Here is a 19,309-nt window from a genome sequence, read left to right as displayed (position 1 = left end):
TGCGACGGGCGGCGGGAGCGCGCACGTCATAAGGAAACGGGGAAGGACTGATCCTCCCCCGTCTCGTCGTCAGTAGCGGTAATGATCCGGCTTGAACGGTCCGTCCACCGAAACGCCGATATAATCGGCCTGCTTCTGGCTCAGCTTGGTCAGCTTCACGCCAAGCTTTTCCAGATGCAGTTCGGCGACCTTCTCATCGAGATGCTTGGGCAGCACATAGACGTCGTTCTTATATTTGTCGCCGCCGGTCCACAATTCGATCTGCGCCAGCACCTGATTGGTGAAGCTGGACGACATGACGAAGCTCGGATGGCCCGTCGCGTTGCCCAGATTGACCAGACGGCCCTTGGACAGCACGATGATCTTCTTGCCGTCGGGGAACTCGACCTCGTCGACCTGCGGCTTGATCTCGGTCCACTTCATGTTGGACAGGCCGGCAATCTCGATCTCGCTGTCGAAATGGCCGATGTTCGATACGATCGCCATATTCTTCATCGCGCGCATATGATCGACGGTCAGCACGGCTTCGTTGCCGGTCGCGGTGACGAAGATGTCGGCGCGGGTCGCCGCCTCTTCCATGGTCACGACCTCATAGCCTTCCATCGCCGCCTGCAAGGCGCAGATCGGATCGACCTCGGTCACCAGTACGCGCGCGCCGCCATTGCGCAGCGACGCCGCAGACCCCTTGCCGACATCGCCGAACCCGGCGACGCAGGCGACCTTGCCGGCCAGCATGACGTCGGTGGCGCGACGAATGGCGTCGACCAGCGATTCCTTGCAACCATAGAGATTGTCGAACTTGCTCTTGGTGACGCTGTCATTGACGTTGATCGCGGGGAAAGGCAGCTTGCCCTTCTTGCTCAGCTCATACAGGCGATGGACGCCGGTGGTCGTCTCTTCCGACACGCCCTTGATCGTCTGCACCGTCTTGGTGAGATAGCCCGGACGCTCGGCCACGAAACGCTTGAGCGTCGCGACGAAGATTTCCTCTTCCTCATTGCTCGGGCTGAACAGCTCTTCGCCCGCCTCGACCCGCGCGCCCCACAGCGCGAACATGGTGGCATCGCCGCCATCGTCCAGGATCATGTTGGCCGTCTCGTCCTGACCCCAGTCGAAGATGCGGATCACATAATCCCAATATTCTTCAAGGCTTTCGCCCTTGATCGCGAACACCGGCACGCCCGATGCGGCGATGGCGGCGGCGGCGTGATCCTGCGTCGAATAGATGTTGCAGGTCGCCCAGCGTACCTGCGCGCCGAGCGCCGTCAGCGTCTCGATCAGCACGGCGGTCTGGATCGTCATGTGCAGCGACCCGGTGATGCGCGCGCCCGACAAAGGCTTGGTTTCGCCGAATTCCTTGCGCAGCGCCATCAGGCCCGGCATTTCGGTTTCGGCAATGTCCATTTCCTTGCGACCGAATGCGGCGAGGGCAATGTCGGCGATCACATAATCCTGCACTTGGGCAGCGGGTGCGGTGGCCACGAGCGTGTCTCCATTCTCACTAAAAAATTGTCGGGACCGCGCGCATGACCGCGACGGCGATGGTCGGCCTTTACCAACCGTCGCCATGCAAGGCAACTCAATATAAAGTTTTCTTTATGTGCCCCGGCCAGCAGCGGCCGTCACGCCGAGCCCAGCCCGCCCACCAGATGCGTCGAATCCACGCCCGATGCCGCATAGGCGGCTGCCCATCTGTCCCGAGCCTGCCCTTCGAACAGCAGATCGGCATCGCCCGGCGCCAGAAACCAGCTGTCGCCCGCCATCTCCTGCTCCAGCTGACCCGCGCCCCAGCCGGCATAGCCAAGCGCCACCTGATAGCGTTTCGGGCCGCGCCCCTGCGCTATCGCCTTGAGGATGTCGAGCGAGCCGGACAGGCCCCACTTGCCGCCGACCTGCAACATCTCCTGCCCGCCCCAGTCGAGCGAATGGAGCACGAACCCGCGGCGCGGCTCCATCGGGCCGCCGCGCAGGACGGGCCGGTCGATCAGGTCGGGCGCGGCGATGTCGAAGCTTTCCAGCAGCTCGCGCAAGCCCAGCCCTTCCACTTCCTCGCCGATGGCAATGCCCAGCGCGCCGTCCTCGTCATGCGAACATAGGGCGATCGCCGAATGAGCAAAGCGCGCATCCTGCATGCCCGGCAGCGCCAGCAGGAAATGACCGGAATAGAAACGGAGCTGGTCCATGACCCGAATATAGCCAAGCGACGGCCGATGCCAAGGACCAGCCGTCGCCGCAATCAGGCGGCGCACCGCCCCTTGACAGCGCTTGCCCGAGCCACGACCTCCCGGCCACTTGCCGATCAGGAGAGACCAATGACCATATCCAAGGGCGAACGCCTTCCCAGCGCGACCTTCATGACCATGACCGATAATGGCCCGGAGCCGGTGGTATCGGACGATTATTTCGCCGGCCGCACCGTGGCCCTGTTCTCGGTTCCGGGCGCGTTCACGCCCACCTGCTCGGCCCGGCACTTGCCCGGCTTCGTCGAAAAGGCGCAGGCGTTCAAGGCGCGGGGCGTCGATGAAATCGCCTGCACCGCCGTCAACGATGTGTTCGTGATGGGCGCGTGGGGCAAGTCGGCAAATGCGGACGGCGCGGTGACGATGCTGGCCGACGGCAATGGCGACTTCGTCGAAGCGCTCGGCCTGACCATGGACGGCAGCAAGTTCGGCATGGGCAGCCGGGGCCAGCGCTTCTCCATGATCGTGCGCGATGGCGTGGTCGACGAACTCAATGTCGAGGCTCCCGGCGATTACAAGCTGTCGTCCGCAGACCATATGCTCGACCAGCTGTAAGCACAGCCGCCTTCCTTCCGTCATCACTCTGCGATAGCAAGGAGCGATGACGGAAAGCATCGGCAGCGGCATCGTCGCGCAACTCGACCGCATCTACCAGACATCGATCGAAAATCTGCGCGCGGCGATGCGCGCCTATGCCCGCGACGGCAGCGTGCCCGGCCCGCGAGCGGCGCTCGACCGGCTGTTCTGCTATCCCGAACTGCGCATCGTCCATCATGGCGATAATGACGCGCCCCCGCCCGGCCGCTCCTTCGCCCGGCTGTCGCGTCCCGGCCGCTATGCGAGCACAGTCACACGTCCGGCCATGTTCGCCACCTATCTCGCCGAACAGATCGACCTGCTCGTGCGCGACTATGGCGTCGAGGTGGAAGCGGGCCTCAGCAGCCAGCAAATCCCCTTCCCTTATGTGCTCGACGGGCTGGACATGAGCGCGCTCGACGGCACACCGCCAACGGAACTGGCGCGCCACTTCCCGGCGACCGAACTGGCCGAAATCGGCGACGAAATCGCTGACGGCCTGTTCGCGCCCGATGCAGACGGGGACCGGCCGCTCGCCCTGTTCGATGGTCTGCGGACCGACTTTTCCCTGGCGCGGCTCAAACATTATACCGGCACGCCGCCCGAACATGCCCAGCACTATATCCTGTTCACCAACTATCATCGCTATGTCGACGAGTTTGTGGACTGGGCCTGCGCCGAACTGAAACGCGAAGGCAGCCGCTTCACCGCCTTGTCCGGCGCTGGCGGCGTCTATGTGACGCCCGAGACCGCCGACCCCGCCCGCATGATCGCCGACAGCGCCTGGCGCAAACATCAGATGCCCGCCTATCATCTGATCGCGCCCGACCGCAGCGGTATCACGCTCGTCAATATCGGCGTCGGCCCGTCCAATGCCAAGACGATCTGCGATCATCTGGCGGTCATCCGCCCCGAAGCCTGGCTGATGATCGGCCATTGCGGTGGCCTTCGCCCCAGCCAGCGCATCGGCGACTATGTCCTCGCCCACGCCTATCTGCGCGACGATCATGTGCTCGACGCGATGCTGCCACCCGAAATTCCGGTGCCCGCCATCGCCGAAGTGCAGGTCGCAATGGCGCAAGCGGCCGAAGCGATATTGGGCGGCGGCGACCCGGAGGATTTCAAGCGACGGCTGCGCACCGGCACGGTCGTCACCACCGACGATCGCAACTGGGAACTGCGTTACTCCAGTTCCGCCCTGCGCTTCAGCCTGTCGCGCGCCGTCGGCATCGACATGGAGTCGGCGACGATCGCGGCCCAGGGCTACCGCTTCCGCGTGCCCTACGGCACGCTGTTGTGCGTGTCGGACAAGCCGATCCACGGCGAACTGAAACTACCGGGCCAGGCCAACCGCTTCTACGAGGAAGCGATCGCAGGCCATCTGCGCGTCGGCCTCATGACGTGCGAACTGCTGCGCCAGCAGGGCGCGAAACTCCACAGCCGCAAGCTGCGCGCCTTCAACGAGCCGCCGTTCCGCTGATCCTCAACCGGTCAGGAAATCCACCATCGCCTGCCCCAGTTCCTTCTTCGTCACCGCCGCCATATGGTTGCCCGGTATCTCATAATAGCGCCCGTGCGGCAGCGTTTCGGCCAGGTCTTGCGCATTGCCATTGTCCCGGTCGTCCGCGCCGCAGATGACGGCTGCGGGTTGTTCGACCGCCTTGATTGTCTCCAACGGCGTGTCGGCGAACGTGCCCAATATGTGGAGCATCGCGACCGGATCGCCCTTCGTCGTGCGCAGAAAGGCTTCGGTCATCCACTCCGACGTACCCCGCTCGAACGTGCCGAGGTTTTTAAGGACATTGGTATAATAGCCGACATTGCCGATCGTGCGGATCAGGCCATCGAGGCCCATGCCCGCCATGATGACGCGGCGCGGCGTCGCGCCCCGGGCGAGCATCCGCGACGTCGTCCTCGCACCCAGCGAATAGCCGCCAAGGTCATAGTCCTTCAGGCCCATCTGCTCTACCACCGCAAGATTGTCGTCGGTCAGCGCATCGCGCGGATAGGCGGCGGCGTCCTGCGGCTTGCCGCTTTCGCCATGCCCGCGAAGATCCGGCATGATGACGCGGAAGCCCGCCTCCACCAGCCTTGCCGCATGACCGTAGCGGACCCAGTTGGTAAAGGCGTTGGAAAAATAGCCGTGGATCAGCAGCAGGTCGCGCCCCTCCCCCACGATATGCACCGCGATCGGCAGCCCGCCCAGTCCCTCGATGTCGCGGCGTTCGATCGGCAGGTCGGTCATTGGGCTGGTCCTTCGCGCTGGGGCGGGTTGCCGATATGGCGTGCCGCACGACGGCGCAAGAGCAGGACCATGGCGATGACGCTGCCGCCCTGCGCCGCCGCCATGTCCTTCTGCGCGTCCCAGACGTCGCCCTGCTGGCCGTTATAATAATCCGCCGTATCGCCCGCCGCGAACAGCGTCAGCAGCCATTCGAAAATCTCGTAAAGCGCGCTACCAAGACCGATGGCGGCAAAAGCGAACGCAAGGCTCAGCGCCGTTCGCACCCCACCGAACCGGCGCACCGCCTCCGCGATTGGCAATGTCAGCAACGCGCCGAAAGCAAAATGCACCACCCGGTCGTACCCATTGCGCCGCAGCCCGAAGGTGGAGGACAGATCATGCCCGCTGATCGCCCGCGCCCAGTCGTCATAAGGCACATGGGAATAAATCCAGCGTGCGCCCAGCGTGTGCAGCAAAAGGAACAGCCAGATAGAGCCGACCGCCCGGTCGGAAAGCGGCCAACGATTGAGCAGCCAGGGCCCCACCATCGCGATCGCGACAGTCGGCCCATGCTGCAAGGGCGCAAGATCGGGATAGGGCTGCGCGATATTCGCGGCGACGATCGCGACGGCGAGCGACGCGATCATCCGGCGCTGCGCGGTCGGGAGGCTCGTCCAGACTGCGCCAGCGCCGGGGATCACGACCGCATCAGCCCTTTTTGAGGTGACGCCGGCCCAGCAACTCGGCGATCTGCACCGCGTTCAGAGCCGCGCCCTTGCGCAGATTGTCGCTGACGCACCAGAGCGAAAGGCCGCTGTCCACGGTCGGGTCCTCGCGCACGCGGCTGATGAAGGTCGCGAAGTCGCCGACGCACTCGATCGGCGTGATATAGCCGCCGTCCTCGCGCTTATCGATCAACATGATGCCCGGCGCCTCGCGCAATATGTCCTGCGCTTCCTTGGCCGAAATTTCCTTTTCGAACTCGATGTTGATCGCTTCGCTATGGCCCACGAACACCGGCACCCGCACGCAGGTTGCGGTCAGCTTGATCTTGGGATCGAGGATCTTCTTGGTCTCGGCCACCATCTTCCATTCTTCCTTGGTCGAACCATCGTCCAGGAAAACGTCGATATGCGGGATCACGTTGAAGGCGATCTGCTTGGTGAACTTCTTGGGCTCTGCCGGATCGCCGACGAAGATGTTGCGGCTCTGTTCGAACAGCTCGTCCATGCCGGCCTTGCCCGCGCCCGACACCGATTGATAGGTGGCGACGACGACGCGCTTGATGATCGCCACGTCATGCAGCGGCTTCAACGCCACGACCATCTGCGCGGTGGAGCAGTTGGGATTGGCGATGATATTCTTCTTGGTATAGCCATCGATCGCGTCCGGGTTCACTTCGGGCACGATCAGCGGCACGTCCGGGTCCATGCGGTACAGCGAGCTGTTGTCGATCACGACGCAGCCGGCCGCCGCCGCCTTGGGCGCATAGATAGCCGTCGGGCCGGAACCCGCCGCGAACAGGGCGATGTCCCATCCGGTGAAATCGAAATGCTCGATATTCTGGCATTTCATGGTCTTGCCGGTTTCGCCGAAATCGATCGTCAGCCCCTGCGAGCGCGAAGACGCCACCGCCGCGATCTCGTCAATCGGGAACTCGCGCTCGGCGAGAATGGTCAGCATTTCGCGGCCCACATTGCCCGTGGCTCCAACGACGACGACCCTGTAACCCATGACTAAAGACTCCACTCCGTGCGAAATTGCGGAGCCCAGCGCCTTAGCGCCGCCGTCCCATTTGTCCAGCATCAAGGCTGCGGCCGGCTTGCACCACAGATTGCAGCCCTCGCCGCACTGGTCTAGGAGCCTCGCCCTCAGTCATCCCAGCCTGACCAAGATCGGATCGTCATGCCCCCGCAAGTCCTGCCGCCGCCGCCCGATCGCTGGTTTCACTCCTTCGCCTTCCCCGACGGCCAGCAGGTTCAGGGCGTCAAGGCGCTCGACGCGCTTCAGGACGAAGCGGCGGAGATATTTCCCGATCGGCTGGACGGCAAGCGCGTGCTCGATATCGGCGCGTGGGACGGCTTCTTTTCCTTCGAGGCCGAACGACGCGGCGCGGCGGACGTGCTGGCGACCGATCATTTTTGCTGGTCGGGGACGGGCTGGGGTGACAAGCGCGGCTTCGACCATGCCCATGCGCGCTTCGGTTCGTCCGTCCGCTCGCTCGATCTCGACATTCCCGACCACCGGGTGAGCGATCTCGGCAGCTTCGACATGGTCCTGCTGCTGGGCGTCCTCTATCATGTGACCGACCCCTATAATATTCTCAGATCCGCCGCCGCGCTGTGCACCGACCATCTGGTGATCGAAACGGTCACGGCGCTAAGGCATGAGCCCGCGCCCGCCATGCGCCTGTTTACCGAACTGGAACTGGACCGCGACCCCACCAATTTCTGGGCTCCCAATATTCTTGCCCTGCGCGAAATGTGCCGCCGTTTCGGTTTCACCCGGTTCGCGGTCACGCCAGAGGCGCTCGACAATCGCGGCTGGCGGCGCTGGGCCATGCCGTTCCGCAACAAGGATCAGCGCAGGCGCGCGATCTTCCACGCCTGGCGCTAGGGGGGCGTGGGTCCTGCGTTTTCCGCCAGGAACCGCTCGATCGTTTTCCACAGATGCACCCCGATCTTCGGCCCGCCGACCCGGTGCGTCTGCCCCGGATAGACCATCATCTCGAACGGCACCGCCGCACCCTGCATTTTGGCCATCAGCGCGGTGGAATTGTCGAACACAACATTGTCGTCCGACATGCCGTGGATCAGCAACAGCGGATCGCTGATCTTCACGGCGTCATCGACCGCGCCGGACGCCGGGTAGGCGCTCGGCTTATCCTGCGGTTGGCCCATATAGCGCTCGGTATAATGGGTGTCGTACAGCGCCCAGTTCGTCACCGGCGCACCCGCGATGATCGCCGCAAATGCACCGGGCGCTTTTTCCGCCAGTTTCAGCGACATATAACCGCCATAGGACCAGCCATAGGTGGCGATCCGCTTGGGGTCCACGAACGGCTGGCTCTTGAGCCAGTCCAGTCCCTTAAGCTGGTCCGCGACCTCGACCGATCCCATCGCCCGGTAAATCTGGTCCTCGAACGCCTTGCCGCGATCGGGCGTTCCCCGATTGTCGATCGAAAAGACGATCCAGCCGCGCGACACCAGATATTGGTTAAGCGCCCCGCCCCACTGGTTCGTCACCTGCCGCCCGGTCCCCGGCCCGCCATAATGGATCATGAAAACCGGATATTTTTTGCCCGGTGCCGAAGGAGGCATCAGCATCTTGGTGTAGAGCGTCGACCCGTCCGCCGCCTTCAGCGACCCGAACACTGTTTTGACATGGCTGGCGAGATAGGGCGCATAGGGATGGTCGCGCGTCACCGCATTTTCCGACAGCCATTGCAACCGCTTGCCGCCCTCATCGGCCAGATAGACCTGTTTGGGCTGATCGCTGTTGCTGCGGGTGACGACCGCCCGCGATCCCGCCTCGTCCATCACCGCGTCATTCCACCAGCCGCTCGTCGTCAGCTGTCGCAGCGGCCCGGCCTTGTCGATCGGCGCGCTGAACAGTTGCTGCTCCAGCGGCGTATCCCGGTTGCCGGTGAAATAGACAAGCCCCTTGCCCTCATCGACGCCCACGACATCGCGCACCTCCCAGTCGCCGCTCGTCAGCGCCGTCCATTGCGCGCCACGCACGCGATACAGATGCCCGTGCCCCGATTTCTCCGACCACCACAAAAAGCTCCCGTCGCGAAGCGGCCGGAAATTATGGCTGAGGTTGATCCAGCTCTTCGCCCGCTCGGTCAGGATCACCGTCCCCTTGCCCGTGCCCGGATCCACGGCGATCAGGTCCAGCCGCTTCTGGTCGCGGCTCTGGCGCTGGACATAGAGGGTGCGGCCATCCTTCGACCAGTCGACCCGCGCCAGATAAATGTCGGTCTCCTTGCCCAGATCGACCTTCACCTGTCCCGACCCGTCCGCCTTCATGACATAGAGATCGACCAGCGCGTTGGGCGTTCCGGCGGCAGGGTAGCGCTGCTGATAGACTTTCGTCCCCTCGCCGCCGATCGCGGTTCGCGTCACCGTACCGACGCCGCTTTCGTCGACCCGAGCCACCGCGATCAGCCGGTCGTCGGGCGACCACCAATAGCCGGTGCGCCGATCCATTTCCTCCTGCGCCACGAACTCGGCAAGGCCCCAGCTCACCGTGTCGCTCGCTCCCTGCGTCAGCCTTCGCTCCGCCCCGCCGACCGGTTTGACGAACAATTCCCCGCCCCGCACGAAGGACACGAAGCCCCCCTTGGGACTGACGACGCCGTTCAGCTCGCCCTCGGGCGTATCGGTCAGCCGCGTGATCGCGCCATCCAGCCCCGCCAGATACAGGTCGCCATCCACGGGCACGAGTATCGACTTGCCATCGGGCGACCAGTCATAGCTGGTGATGCCGGTGCTGCCGGCCACCGTCCGGTCGCGCTCGCGCTGCATCTTTTCCGCTTCGGACAGCTCGGCCCCGCTCCCGGTCTTTTTCGAATCCACCAGCATGCGCGTTGCGCCAGTGCTGCTGTCGATCGCCCACAGGTCCAGCCGCTCCTTTTCGTCGGCGCGCGGCTTGAGCAAGGTCACCAGCCTGCCGTCCGGCGACAGCTTGAGCCCGCGCGGCTGCGGCCCGGACAGGTCGGGGCTAGCGAAAACCCGCTCCAGAGTCAGCTTCTGCTGCGCACCGGCCTGGCCCGGCGACAGCATCATCAGCGCGCCGAGGGCAGCGCCATATCCAAGAGCGGGGTGCATCATCATCTCTCCACAACGGCGTCGCTGAAAGACACCGGCCATGCCGCCCAAACTAGCGCGAAGGAGAATAAAAGATCAATGACGGGACATAATATGTCGAACCGGCCACAGCCGCTCCGGCCATGGTGGGCGCGGCAGGGATTGAACCTGCGACCCCACCCGTGTGAAGGGTGTGCTCTACCACTGAGCTACGCGCCCCTTGAAGGGAGGATGCGGCCATTGGCATCGTCGCCCGGCGCTGTCAAGCGAGCCACCGACAGCCGCGCCCGCTACCGACCTGCTATTGCAGGACATGCCCCCCGGCCGTCGCATCCTTGCGCAATCGCACGCCGTCGCAATCCGGCTCGCCGCACGAACAGGCCTCGATCATATAACGCACGCCGCACATCACCAGCACGTCATGATCGAAGGAATAGTTGGATATTCCCGCCCGCTCGACCTTCTCCTGCGCCCTGGCCTTGAGTGACATGTCGGTCGTTCCCCTGTTCACGAACGGCCATCATTTATGTTGCGCTGCAATATGTCAATTGATGGAAATTGCCCTCGCCTGATCCTTGCGCATTTGCATCGGCAAAAGGGCACGTTTCGGCGCAGACGGGACGGCGCTTGCGCGGCGGATCGATCGCCACCATATGCCGCCCCATGAACGACCACAGCAGCAGCATGCCCGTCTGGCATGGCACAACCATCATGTCGGTACGCAAGAACGGAAAGGTCATCGTCGCCGGCGATGGTCAGGTTTCCATGGGCCAGACCGTCATGAAGCCCAACGCCCGCAAGGTTCGCCGCCTGCACGACGGATCGGTGATCGGCGGCTTCGCGGGCGCCACCGCCGACGCCTTCACCCTGTTCGAGCGGCTGGAGGCCAAGCTGGAGCGTTTCAACGGCCAGCTCATGCGCGCCGCCGTCGAGCTCGCCAAGGACTGGCGCACCGACAAATATCTGCGCAATCTGGAAGCGATGATGATCGTCGCCGACAAGGAAGTGACGCTGATCCTCACCGGCAATGGCGACGTGCTGGAGCCGCTCAACGGCATTGCAGCAATCGGTTCGGGCGGCAATTACGCCCTCGCCGCCGCCCGCGCGCTGATGGAATATGAGGGTGACGCCGAAACCCTCGCGCGCAAGGCGATGGCGGTGGCGGCCGACATCTGCGTCTACACCAACGATCAGCTCACGGTCGAACTGCTCGACAGCACCACCTGACCCCTCCCGCCCCCTGCGGGCCAAGGACCATCATGAACGACAATCTGACCCCCAAGGCCATCGTCGCCGCGCTCGACGCGCATATCATCGGCCAGCATGACGCCAAGCGCGCCGTCGCGGTCGCGCTGCGCAACCGCTGGCGCCGCCAGCATCTGTCCGCCGACCTGCGTGACGAGGTGACGCCGAAAAACATCCTGATGATCGGCCCCACCGGCTGCGGCAAGACCGAGATCAGCCGCCGTCTCGCCAAGCTCGCCGATGCGCCCTTCGTCAAGGTCGAGGCGACCAAGTTCACCGAAGTCGGCTATGTCGGCCGCGATGTCGAACAGATTGTGCGCGATCTGGTCGAGGAGGCGATCCGCATCGAGCGCGACCGCCGCCGCGAATCCGTGCGCGAAGCCGCGTCCGAAGCGGCCATGGCCCGCCTGCTCGACGCGCTGACGGGCAAGGAAGCGAGCGAGGCAACGCGGCTCTCCTTCCGCCAGAAAATCGAAAACGACCAGATGAACGAGGTCGAGGTCGAGATCGAGGTCGCCGACTCGCCGTCGATGCCGATGGAGATTCCCGGCATGGGCGGCGGCATCGGCATGATCAACCTGGGCGACATGATGTCCAGGGCGCTGGGCCAGCAACAGAAGAAGCGCCGCAAGATGAAGGTCGCGCAGGCGTGGGACAAGCTTGTGGAAGAGGAGCAGGACAAGCGGCTCGACCAGGATGATGTCGCCCGCGTCGCCATCGTCAGCGCCGAACAGAACGGCATCGTCTTCCTCGACGAGATCGACAAGATCGCGGTCAGCGACGTGCGCGGCGGCTCGGTCAGCCGCGAAGGCGTCCAGCGCGACCTGCTCCCCCTGATCGAAGGCACGACCGTCGCGACCAAATATGGCCCGCTCAAGACCGATCATATCCTCTTCATCGCGTCCGGCGCGTTCCACGTCGCCAAGCCAAGCGACCTGCTGCCAGAGCTTCAGGGACGCCTGCCGATCCGCGTCGAGCTGAAAGCGCTGACCGAGGAGGATTTCGTCGCGATCCTCTCCGACACCAAAGCGAGCCTCGTCACCCAATATAAGGCGCTGCTCGCGACCGAAGGCGTAACCATCGACCTCACGACCGAAGGCATCGCCAAGGTCGCCAAGATCGCCGCGCAAGTGAACAGCGAAATCGAAAATATCGGCGCCCGGCGGCTCCAGACGGTGATGGAAAAGCTGCTCGACGACGTCAGCTTCCACGCCGAAGACCGCCACGGCGAAACGCTGGTGATCGACGCCGCCTATGTGGAAAGCCAACTGGGCGAAGTCTCACGCGACACGGATTTGAGCAGGTACGTGCTGTAAGGCAGGCGCACGGGCCGTCCTCCGTTATCGTGGGGGAAGCCGGGATCGCGTTGCTTGCTCGATGGGGCTGGAACTGCTTAAACAGTCCGATGTGCGCCACATTCGGCCAATCTGCCGCAATATCATTGCGCTTAAAAGCAGACATCCATTGCCTGCCATCCTTTGCCCCCCTTAGCAAGGCAAATGTTCTGTTGCCCTTTGCCTTTCATAACAAATCAGGATGGCCTACACGCAACCCTATAGCCCTTATGGGCGCTTTGCGATGTGAGCAATTTTATGGCTAACGAACTCGATAGTTGGAATGCAGAGCTCGAGGAGGAGGTACAAGCTGCTGGAATCGAGTCGCTTGTAGTTTATTCGCGAGACTGGACTGTCGAAACTATTCTCAGTCAGATTGAGAAAGACAATATTGATCTAAATCCGACATTTCAGCGTCGGAATGCTTGGAATGATGCCAAGCGCAGCAAATTGATCGAATCACTTATAATTGGCATACCTGTTCCTGAAATTGTACTTGCTGAGGACAAAGATAAAAAGCGCTCATTTATCGTCATAGATGGGAAACAGCGACTTCTCGCTATCGCGGGCTTTCACGATCCGGCACGTTATGAAGTCTGGGATAGCCCTAAACTGCGTGGGCTGACGACCAGATCCGATCTAAATGGCGCTAATTTTCAAAAAATGACCGAAAATGGTGATCCGAAAGGCGATGTACGAAACTTAATGAATTCAGATATTAGATGCACCATCATATCTAATTATGAATCACCACAAGTTTTATATGATATATTTTACAGGCTTAATACAGGATCTGTTCCACTAAGTTCTCAGGAACTACGTCAGGTTCTCAATAGAGGAGAGTTTGCGAACTATCTTATCGCGACCACTAACGAAAAACTTCCTTTGCACGATGTTCTTAATCTAAATGGTCCTGACGCTCGCCTGCGGGACGCTGAGATATTGTTGCGCTACATCGCTTTCTCCATGTTCGGCGACGATTATACCGGCAATCTCACGCCGTTTCTCGACGCAAAAATGGCGGTGGTAAATGCAGCTTGGAGTGCAATGGAAGGGGCGATCAACGACCTTACTAACGGGTTTAACTACGGTACGCAGCAGCTGATTGATGGGCTAGGTGACAAGAAAGTCGGGCGGAAGTTTACTGAGAAGGGCTGGGAAACAAGGTTCAATAGAGCGCTTTTTGAAGTGCAAGTGTATTATGCTTCTCGACTTGCGCCAGGACAAATTATTGAAAAGGCAAAGGCCTTTGGATCAGCCATAGAAAGCCTTTGCTTGGAACGCCCCGAGTTTGTCGACAGTATCGAAACCTCTACCAAAAACATCGATAAGTATTATATACGCTTTTCTTTATTTAGAGATATGGTGAATAGGGTTTTCGAGGCTGAAATTACTGATTTGCCTGTTCCTGCCAGAGACTGATAGCGATGGTCGACTTCGATGCTCTTCTCGCTGCCCTTGAGCAGGAATTAGATGATTTGAAGGAAAAATTTCTTCGACATTTTCTCCCCGCGAGGCCAGAGGACGGGCCTGAAGATTTCGAATATGAGGTCAAGTCTTTCTCACTTTTGAGCCACGCAGCTTTCGAAGAATATGTCGAGGCTGTTTCCGAAGCCCTGATGCTTAAAGTCGAAAGTGACCTCTTGGCGAAGAAGACAACCCTTTCTACGGCTTGTTTTCTCACTGCCTATGGGCTCAAATTAGAGCTTCCAGATGATGATGATGCGGAAGACCAATCGTGTTTCGAGCACATCAGAACAGCGATAAGCAAGGCCAAAGCACTTCATTCGACAGCTCTCAAGGACAATCATGGGTTTTCAGCCAAGTACATGCGTCGCCTCTTAATTCCTGTAGGAATAAATATGCCTCGGGGACCCGAAATGGAGTCAGTTAAGAAGCTTGCTGAAGCGAGGGGGTCTTTTGCTCACACAATGGCAAAACTCGCTCATTATGGCGCGTATAAACGAGCGAAGCGTCTGCTGACACCTGAGGAGGTCGCGGTAGCTGCGGACGATTGTCGAGCTATTTGCGTCACTCTGCGGGATAGGGCCAAAGCGATCTGGTAGAGGCTCGGCGACTGAACGGCAAAGATGGGAACGATAACCGTCGATAGGCTTGCGCGGATGGTCGGCAGCTGTCTCATGTTCCCATGTCCTAACGCGACCTTCCGCAACCGGCCGATGCCAGACAAAGCCCTGTCCTACATCTCACCATCCATGCAATAACAGCCGCGCAACCGGCTCTTTCCCATCGTCCGCCCTTCCCCACCACACTTTCCGATTATTTCAACGTCGCGCAATAAATGGGCGAAATATGCGGGAAATATGCGAAGTTAAGCCCGGATTGAGCCTTAATAGCTGCGCCCCACCAGCACCCGCTCGACCGCCGCTTCGCCGGTGAACAGGCACGCGCCATCCGCCTCAGCCGCGCCCAGCGGCACGTTGCGCAGCGTCAGCTTCTCGCCCTTGAGCCACGCGACGACCTTGTCCAGCGCCGCGCCGGTCGGCTTGGCCCATTGCACCTCGGCCCAGCCGGGTTTTGCGCTGGCGTCGAAATAGGCCTTCAGGTCATCGAGCGACCCGATCGACCGGTTGATCGCCCCGTCCAGCCGCCCCTTGGCCTCCGCGAACAGGGCCTGCTGGATGTCCGCCAGCATCGCCGTCGCGCCATCGACAAAGTCGCCACGGGCGATGATCGCGCTGTCGAGCTTGCCATCGGCGCGGTACAGCCGGTCGCGGCGGATCACCGACACATTGCCGCCCGCGACATCGCGCCCGCCAACCTCGATCACGATCGGCGCGCCCTTCTTGACCCAGCCCCAGCGCTTGGTCGCGGCCTTCGCCGGCCGCTTGTCCAGCAGCGCCCGCACCGGCTCGCGGAACGCGTCCAGCTCGGTCAGCGACGCGACCAGTTCGCCGCAATAGTCCAGGATCGCCGCATCCTCGTCGGTATCGCGCAGCATCGGCACGACGACGATCTGATAGGGCGCGACACGGGGCGGCACGCGCAGCCCGTCATCGTCGCCATGCACCATGATCAGCCCGCCGATCATCCGCGTCGACATGCCCCAGCTCGTGGTCTGCGCCAGCTCCTGCTGCCCCTCGGCATTCTGGAACCTGATATTCTGCGCCGCCGAAAAGGTCGTGCCCAGAAAATGCGAGGTGCCAGCCTGCAACGCCTTGCCGTCCTGCATCATCGCTTCGATCGAATAGGTCGCGACCGCGCCGGGGAAGCGCTCATTCTCCGGCTTCTCGCCCGCCACCACCGGCAGCGCGACGCACTCCTCGGCAAAGCTGCGATAGACTTCGAGCATCTTCATCGTCTCGTCCATCGCCTCGTTGACGGTGGCGTGCGCGGTATGCCCCTCCTGCCACAGAAACTCGCTCGTCCGCAGGAACATCCGAGTCCGCATTTCCCAGCGCACGACATTGGCCCACTGGTTGATCAGCACCGGCAGGTCGCGCCAGCTCTGCACCCAGCGGCTGAACGCCGCGCCGATCACGGTCTCCGACGTCGGCCGCACGACCAGCGGTTCCTCAAGCCTGGCATCCGGATCGGGCACCAGCTTGCCGTCCTTCTGGATCAGGCGATGGTGCGTGACGACCGCCATTTCCTTGGCGAAGCCGTCGACATGCTCGGCTTCCTTCTCGAAATAGCTTAAAGGGATGAACAGCGGAAAATAGCAATTCTCATGCCCCGTCGCCTTGATCCGCGCGTCGAGCAGCGACTGTATCCGCTCCCATATGCCATAGCCCCACGGCCGGATCACCATGCACCCCCGCACACCGCTTTCTTCGGCCAGATCGGCCTCCGAAATCACGGCCTGATACCAGGCGGAAAAATCCTGTTCGCGGGTAACGGAAAGTGCGTGCTTCACGACAAAGCCTTGCTTCAGGTCAAAGGGAAGGGCGCGCCATAGGGCAAGCGCGCCCTCGCTGTCGACCCCGAAGGCGCGGACGGTCAGTCCAGCTTGTCGATCTTCGCGTTGAGCGCGGCAAGCTGAGCCTTGAGGTCCGCGATCTCGTCGTCCTTGCTCTCGTCCGACGCTGCCGCGGGCGATCCCGGCGTCGCGACGCCCGGCATGCCGGGGATACCGGGAATTCCCGGCACCTTGAGCGCGCCGGCCGCCGCTTCGAACATCTGCAGGTTGCGCTTGGCGATCTCGGCCAGCGGCCCGCCCCCAAAGGCCCCCTTCATGGCCTCCTGAAACTGCTGCTGGTTCTTGCGGAACGCCTCCATCGAGGATTCCAGATATTGCGGCACCATCGACTGCATCGAATCCCCATACATCGCGATCAGCTGGCGCAGGAAATTGACGGGCAGCATATTCTTGCCGCGCTGTTCTTCTTCCATGATGATCTGGGTCAGGACATTATGGGTGATGTCTTCGCCGCTCTTGGCATCGACTACGACGAACTCGCGCCCTTCCCGCGTCATTTGCGATAAAAGGTCCAGCGTGATGTAGCTCGACGTTTCGGTGTTATAAAGCCGCCTGTTGGCGTACTTCTTGATCACCACCGGCTCCGATTCATTAGCCGTTTTGGATTTGGCCATGGAAAACTCTCCCTATCCTGCCCTTTTTGCACTAGCACAGAGGGCTACCGCACCGCAACATGGACCGCGGCCCCTGCCCCTTTTTCTCAGCATCCTGTGGCGCGAGACCGAAGGCGACCTGGACCTGCGCCGAGACGCCCTAAAGGGTCTGCGTAAATATCAGGACGCACATCGCCCCCATCCTCCTGAACCAGTCCCACACATCGCCACGCACGGCGGCGCGAAATTGCTGCAATATGGACCCGATAACGGCCGTATTCCCGTGGTTTTCGTGCCCTCCCTCATCAATCCGCCACAAGTGCTCGATTTGTCCAAAGACCGTTCGATGCTGCGCCATATGGCCGCAGCAGGACACCAGCCTTATCTGATCGACTGGGGCGTACCGACGGCCGCCGATGCGTCATTAGGTTTGGCGGCGCATATCACCGATCGCCTGCTCCCTCTGCTCGCCGCGCTCCCGCAAAAGCCGATCCTCGTGGGCTATTGCCTGGGTGGAACGCTGGCGCTCGGCGCGGCGACGCTCGGCGCGACCGCCGGCGTGGCGACACTGGCCGCGCCGTGGCAATTCGATGCTTTTTCCGATCACGACCGGGGTCAGATCGCATCGGGATGGGCGAGCGCAAAGCCGCTGTGCGAGATATTGGGCTATGTCCCCATGGAAGTGCTTCAGGCCGGCTTCTGGGCGCTTGATCCGGCTCGTACGGTGCGGAAATATGCAAGGTTTCTCGACGCCCCGTCGGGCTCTGAAGCCGAGCGTGCCTTCCTGGCGCTGGAGGATTGGGCCAATGCCGGGCCACCGCTCAGTTTTGCTGCGGGACGGGATCTTTTCGAACAATTCTATAACGCAAATGCGAGCGGCGCTGGTTCTTGGCGGGTCGGAAGCGCACTGGTAGATCCTGCAACCCTCGCCTGCCCCACGCTATCGGTTCGTTCGATGACCGACCGGATCGTGCCGGCGGCGGCGGCACCCAAACTGCAACAGACCATGGATTTGCAGCTTGGCCATGTTGGCATGGTCGTGGGCAGCAACGCCCCGACCGCGCTGTGGCGGCCGCTTTCCGAATGGCTTTGCAGTCATGGCGGATGATGATATGTGCGCCCGCGAAAACGACTGTACATATCAAGGACCAAAACTTTGTCAGACATCGTCATCGCCGCCGCAAAGCGCACAGCTGTCGGCAGCTTCATGGGTGCGTTCGGTAATACGCCGGCGCATGAACTCGGCCGGATCGCGATCGTCGCGGCACTCGAACAGGCCGGGGTCGCGCCGGACGAAGTAGACGAGGTCATCCTGGGTCAGATCCTGACGGCGGGTCAGGGCCAGAACCCCGCCCGTCAGGCGGCTGTCAATGCTGGCATCCCCGTCGAAAAGACCGCCATCGGCATCAACCAGCTTTGCGGTTCGGGATTGCGCGCCGTCGCTCTCGCCGCGCAGGCGATTAGCAGCGGCGACGCGAGGATCATGATCGCGGGCGGGCAGGAAAGCATGTCGATGGCCCCTCACGCGCAATATATGCGCGGCGGCGTGAAAATGGGGCCTTTGTCCTTGCTGGACACGATGATGCATGACGGGTTGACCGACGCATTCCACAATTATCCCATGGGCATGACGGCCGAAAATCTGGCGGAAAAATATCAGATCACGCGCGAGGCGCAGGATGCCTTTGCCGTGAGCAGCCAGAACAAGGCGGAAGCCGCGCGTGCCGCCGGACGGTTCAGGGACGAAATCGCGCCGGTCACGATCAAGGGTCGCAAGGGTGATACGATCGTGGACGCCGACGAATATATTCGCGCCGGGGCGACGATCGAATCGATCCAGTCGCTGCGCCCTGCATTCAAGAAGGATGGCAGCGTGACGGCCGGCAATGCCAGCGGCATCAACGACGGCGCGGCTGCTCTAGTCCTGATGACCGCTGCGGAAGCGGCCAAGCGCAATGTTCAAGTGCTGGCCCGGATCGCGTCGTTCGCGACGTGCGGTGTCGACCCGGCTTTCATGGGCATCGGCCCTGCCCCCTCGTCGCGCAAGGCGCTTGCGAAGGCGGGCTGGTCGCTTGCCGATCTCGACCTGATCGAGGCGAACGAAGCCTTCGCCGCACAATCGCTGGCGGTCGGCAAGGAGCTTGGCTGGGATGTCGAGAAGGTCAATGTCAATGGCGGCGCGATCGCCATCGGTCATCCGATCGGCGCGTCGGGTGCCCGCGTCCTGACGACTCTGCTCTATGAAATGCAGCGGCGCGACGCGAAAAAGGGGCTCGCGACCTTGTGCATCGGCGGCGGCATGGGTGTCGCCATGTGCCTGGAACGCTGAAGATCTGACAGACAGGA

18 protein-coding genes and 1 tRNA gene are annotated in these 19,309 nt (G+C 61.9%); 9 read left to right on the top strand and 10 right to left on the bottom strand.

Annotation, left to right across the window (positions count from 1 at the left end):
* Positions 1-69: 69 nt before the first annotated feature.
* Together ahcY and WG907_RS11960 are read right to left on the bottom strand one after the other, a co-directional pair.
* Complete coding sequence (gene ahcY / locus WG907_RS11965; RefSeq protein WP_340232994.1) at positions 70-1,482, bottom strand: adenosylhomocysteinase; 1,413 nt, start codon at positions 1,480-1,482, stop codon at positions 70-72.
* Between the two features lie 140 nt (positions 1,483-1,622).
* Positions 1,623-2,183, bottom strand: coding sequence for a YqgE/AlgH family protein (locus WG907_RS11960; RefSeq protein ID WP_340233074.1), 561 nt, complete (start codon positions 2,181-2,183; stop codon positions 1,623-1,625).
* 129 nt (positions 2,184-2,312) lie between these two features.
* Here WG907_RS11960 and WG907_RS11955 point away from each other — a divergent pair, with 129 nt between their 5' ends.
* Positions 2,313-2,795, top strand: coding sequence for a peroxiredoxin (locus WG907_RS11955; RefSeq protein ID WP_340232992.1), 483 nt, complete (start codon positions 2,313-2,315; stop codon positions 2,793-2,795).
* 46 nt (positions 2,796-2,841) lie between these two features.
* The gene (locus WG907_RS11950; RefSeq protein WP_340232990.1) at positions 2,842-4,296 is read left to right on the top strand and encodes an AMP nucleosidase; all 1,455 of its coding nucleotides are present in this window, start codon (positions 2,842-2,844) and stop codon (positions 4,294-4,296) included.
* Between the two features lie 3 nt (positions 4,297-4,299).
* Here WG907_RS11950 and WG907_RS11945 read toward each other — a convergent pair whose 3' ends face one another.
* From WG907_RS11945 to WG907_RS11935, 3 genes are read right to left on the bottom strand one after another with little or no spacing between them, the layout of a single operon-like run.
* A complete protein-coding gene (locus WG907_RS11945; RefSeq protein ID WP_340232988.1) occupies positions 4,300-5,061 on the bottom strand; it encodes an alpha/beta fold hydrolase in 762 nt (253 codons plus the stop codon).
* Positions 5,058-5,741 carry a DUF2238 domain-containing protein gene (locus tag WG907_RS11940; RefSeq protein ID WP_340232987.1) on the bottom strand — a complete coding sequence of 228 codons (684 nt, stop codon included), beginning with the start codon at positions 5,739-5,741 and terminating at the stop codon, positions 5,058-5,060. The genes WG907_RS11945 and WG907_RS11940 overlap by 4 nt, the downstream gene beginning before the upstream one ends.
* 7 nt (positions 5,742-5,748) lie before the next feature.
* The gene (locus WG907_RS11935) at positions 5,749-6,774 is read right to left on the bottom strand and encodes an aspartate-semialdehyde dehydrogenase (RefSeq protein WP_340232986.1); all 1,026 of its coding nucleotides are present in this window, start codon (positions 6,772-6,774) and stop codon (positions 5,749-5,751) included.
* Positions 6,775-6,945: 171 nt separating this feature from the next.
* On the opposite strand from WG907_RS11935, the gene WG907_RS11930 reads away from it, so the two are divergent.
* A complete protein-coding gene (locus WG907_RS11930; protein WP_340232985.1) occupies positions 6,946-7,656 on the top strand; it encodes a class I SAM-dependent methyltransferase in 711 nt (236 codons plus the stop codon).
* Here the strand turns inward: WG907_RS11930 and WG907_RS11925 are convergent.
* The 3 genes from WG907_RS11925 to WG907_RS11915 all read right to left on the bottom strand — a co-directional run bounded on the left by WG907_RS11925 (position 7,653) and on the right by WG907_RS11915 (position 10,341).
* Positions 7,653-9,872, bottom strand: a complete 2,220-nt coding sequence (locus tag WG907_RS11925) for an alpha/beta fold hydrolase (RefSeq protein WP_445326809.1) — start codon at positions 9,870-9,872, stop codon at positions 7,653-7,655. The genes WG907_RS11930 and WG907_RS11925 overlap by 4 nt on opposite strands.
* 123 nt (positions 9,873-9,995) lie before the next feature.
* Positions 9,996-10,070, bottom strand: a tRNA-Val gene (locus WG907_RS11920).
* Between the two features lie 82 nt (positions 10,071-10,152).
* Positions 10,153-10,341, bottom strand: coding sequence for a hypothetical protein (locus WG907_RS11915; RefSeq protein ID WP_340233072.1), 189 nt, complete (start codon positions 10,339-10,341; stop codon positions 10,153-10,155).
* Between the two features lie 173 nt (positions 10,342-10,514).
* Between WG907_RS11915 and hslV the strand changes: the two genes are divergently transcribed.
* From hslV to WG907_RS11895, 4 genes are all read left to right on the top strand, one after another.
* The gene (gene hslV / locus WG907_RS11910; RefSeq protein ID WP_340232983.1) at positions 10,515-11,078 is read left to right on the top strand and encodes an ATP-dependent protease subunit HslV; all 564 of its coding nucleotides are present in this window, start codon (positions 10,515-10,517) and stop codon (positions 11,076-11,078) included.
* Positions 11,079-11,110: 32 nt separating this feature from the next.
* Positions 11,111-12,412 (top strand): ATP-dependent protease ATPase subunit HslU, encoded by a 1,302-nt coding sequence (hslU, locus tag WG907_RS11905; protein WP_340232982.1) that lies wholly within the window; start codon positions 11,111-11,113, stop codon positions 12,410-12,412.
* A 276-nt stretch (positions 12,413-12,688) separates the two neighbouring features.
* Positions 12,689-13,852 carry a GmrSD restriction endonuclease domain-containing protein gene (locus WG907_RS11900; protein WP_340232981.1) on the top strand — a complete coding sequence of 388 codons (1,164 nt, stop codon included), beginning with the start codon at positions 12,689-12,691 and terminating at the stop codon, positions 13,850-13,852.
* Between the two features lie 5 nt (positions 13,853-13,857).
* Positions 13,858-14,496: a hypothetical protein gene (locus tag WG907_RS11895; protein WP_340232980.1), complete on the top strand. Its 639-nt coding sequence runs from the start codon at positions 13,858-13,860 to the stop codon at positions 14,494-14,496.
* A gap of 284 nt (positions 14,497-14,780) precedes the next feature.
* Here WG907_RS11895 and WG907_RS11890 read toward each other — a convergent pair whose 3' ends face one another.
* The gene (locus tag WG907_RS11890) at positions 14,781-16,307 is read right to left on the bottom strand and encodes an aminoacyl--tRNA ligase-related protein (protein ID WP_340232979.1); all 1,527 of its coding nucleotides are present in this window, start codon (positions 16,305-16,307) and stop codon (positions 14,781-14,783) included.
* 83 nt (positions 16,308-16,390) lie between these two features.
* The gene (gene phaR, locus WG907_RS11885; RefSeq protein WP_340232978.1) at positions 16,391-16,984 is read right to left on the bottom strand and encodes a polyhydroxyalkanoate synthesis repressor PhaR; all 594 of its coding nucleotides are present in this window, start codon (positions 16,982-16,984) and stop codon (positions 16,391-16,393) included.
* Here phaR and WG907_RS11880 point away from each other — a divergent pair.
* Complete coding sequence (locus WG907_RS11880) at positions 16,983-18,071, top strand: polyhydroxyalkanoate synthase family protein (protein ID WP_340232977.1); 1,089 nt, start codon at positions 16,983-16,985, stop codon at positions 18,069-18,071. The genes phaR and WG907_RS11880 overlap by 2 nt on opposite strands.
* A gap of 48 nt (positions 18,072-18,119) precedes the next feature.
* Entirely contained in the window at positions 18,120-19,292 is a 1,173-nt protein-coding gene (locus WG907_RS11875) for an acetyl-CoA C-acetyltransferase (protein WP_340232976.1), read from the top strand.
* The last annotated feature ends 17 nt before the right edge of the window (positions 19,293-19,309 follow it).

Source organism: Sphingobium fluminis (genome assembly GCF_037723805.1).
Classification (GTDB): domain Bacteria; phylum Pseudomonadota; class Alphaproteobacteria; order Sphingomonadales; family Sphingomonadaceae; genus Sphingobium.
The sequence above is the reverse complement of the archived record's forward strand: the minus strand, read 5'-3'. Positions and strand labels throughout refer to the sequence as shown.

Bases quoted from the DNA above. Each gene is read 5' to 3' on its own strand.
- WG907_RS11960 (WP_340233074.1), bottom strand. From the start codon at position 2,183: ATGGACCAGCTCCGTTTCTATTCCGGTCATTTCCTGCTGGCGCTGCCG.
- WG907_RS11955 (WP_340232992.1), top strand. From the start codon at position 2,313: ATGACCATATCCAAGGGCGAACGCCTTCCCAGCGCGACCTTCATGACC.
- WG907_RS11950 (WP_340232990.1), top strand. From the start codon at position 2,842: ATGACGGAAAGCATCGGCAGCGGCATCGTCGCGCAACTCGACCGCATC.
- WG907_RS11945 (WP_340232988.1), bottom strand. From the start codon at position 5,061: ATGACCGACCTGCCGATCGAACGCCGCGACATCGAGGGACTGGGCGGG.
- WG907_RS11935 (WP_340232986.1), bottom strand. From the start codon at position 6,774: ATGGGTTACAGGGTCGTCGTCGTTGGAGCCACGGGCAATGTGGGCCGC.
- WG907_RS11930 (WP_340232985.1), top strand. From the start codon at position 6,946: ATGCCCCCGCAAGTCCTGCCGCCGCCGCCCGATCGCTGGTTTCACTCC.
- WG907_RS11925 (WP_445326809.1), bottom strand. From the start codon at position 9,872: ATGCACCCCGCTCTTGGATATGGCGCTGCCCTCGGCGCGCTGATGATG.
- WG907_RS11915 (WP_340233072.1), bottom strand. From the start codon at position 10,341: ATGTCACTCAAGGCCAGGGCGCAGGAGAAGGTCGAGCGGGCGGGAATA.
- hslV (WP_340232983.1), top strand. From the start codon at position 10,515: ATGAACGACCACAGCAGCAGCATGCCCGTCTGGCATGGCACAACCATC.
- hslU (WP_340232982.1), top strand. From the start codon at position 11,111: ATGAACGACAATCTGACCCCCAAGGCCATCGTCGCCGCGCTCGACGCG.
- WG907_RS11900 (WP_340232981.1), top strand. From the start codon at position 12,689: ATGGCTAACGAACTCGATAGTTGGAATGCAGAGCTCGAGGAGGAGGTA.
- WG907_RS11895 (WP_340232980.1), top strand. From the start codon at position 13,858: ATGGTCGACTTCGATGCTCTTCTCGCTGCCCTTGAGCAGGAATTAGAT.
- WG907_RS11880 (WP_340232977.1), top strand. From the start codon at position 16,983: ATGGAAAACTCTCCCTATCCTGCCCTTTTTGCACTAGCACAGAGGGCT.
- phaR (WP_340232978.1), bottom strand. From the start codon at position 16,984: ATGGCCAAATCCAAAACGGCTAATGAATCGGAGCCGGTGGTGATCAAG.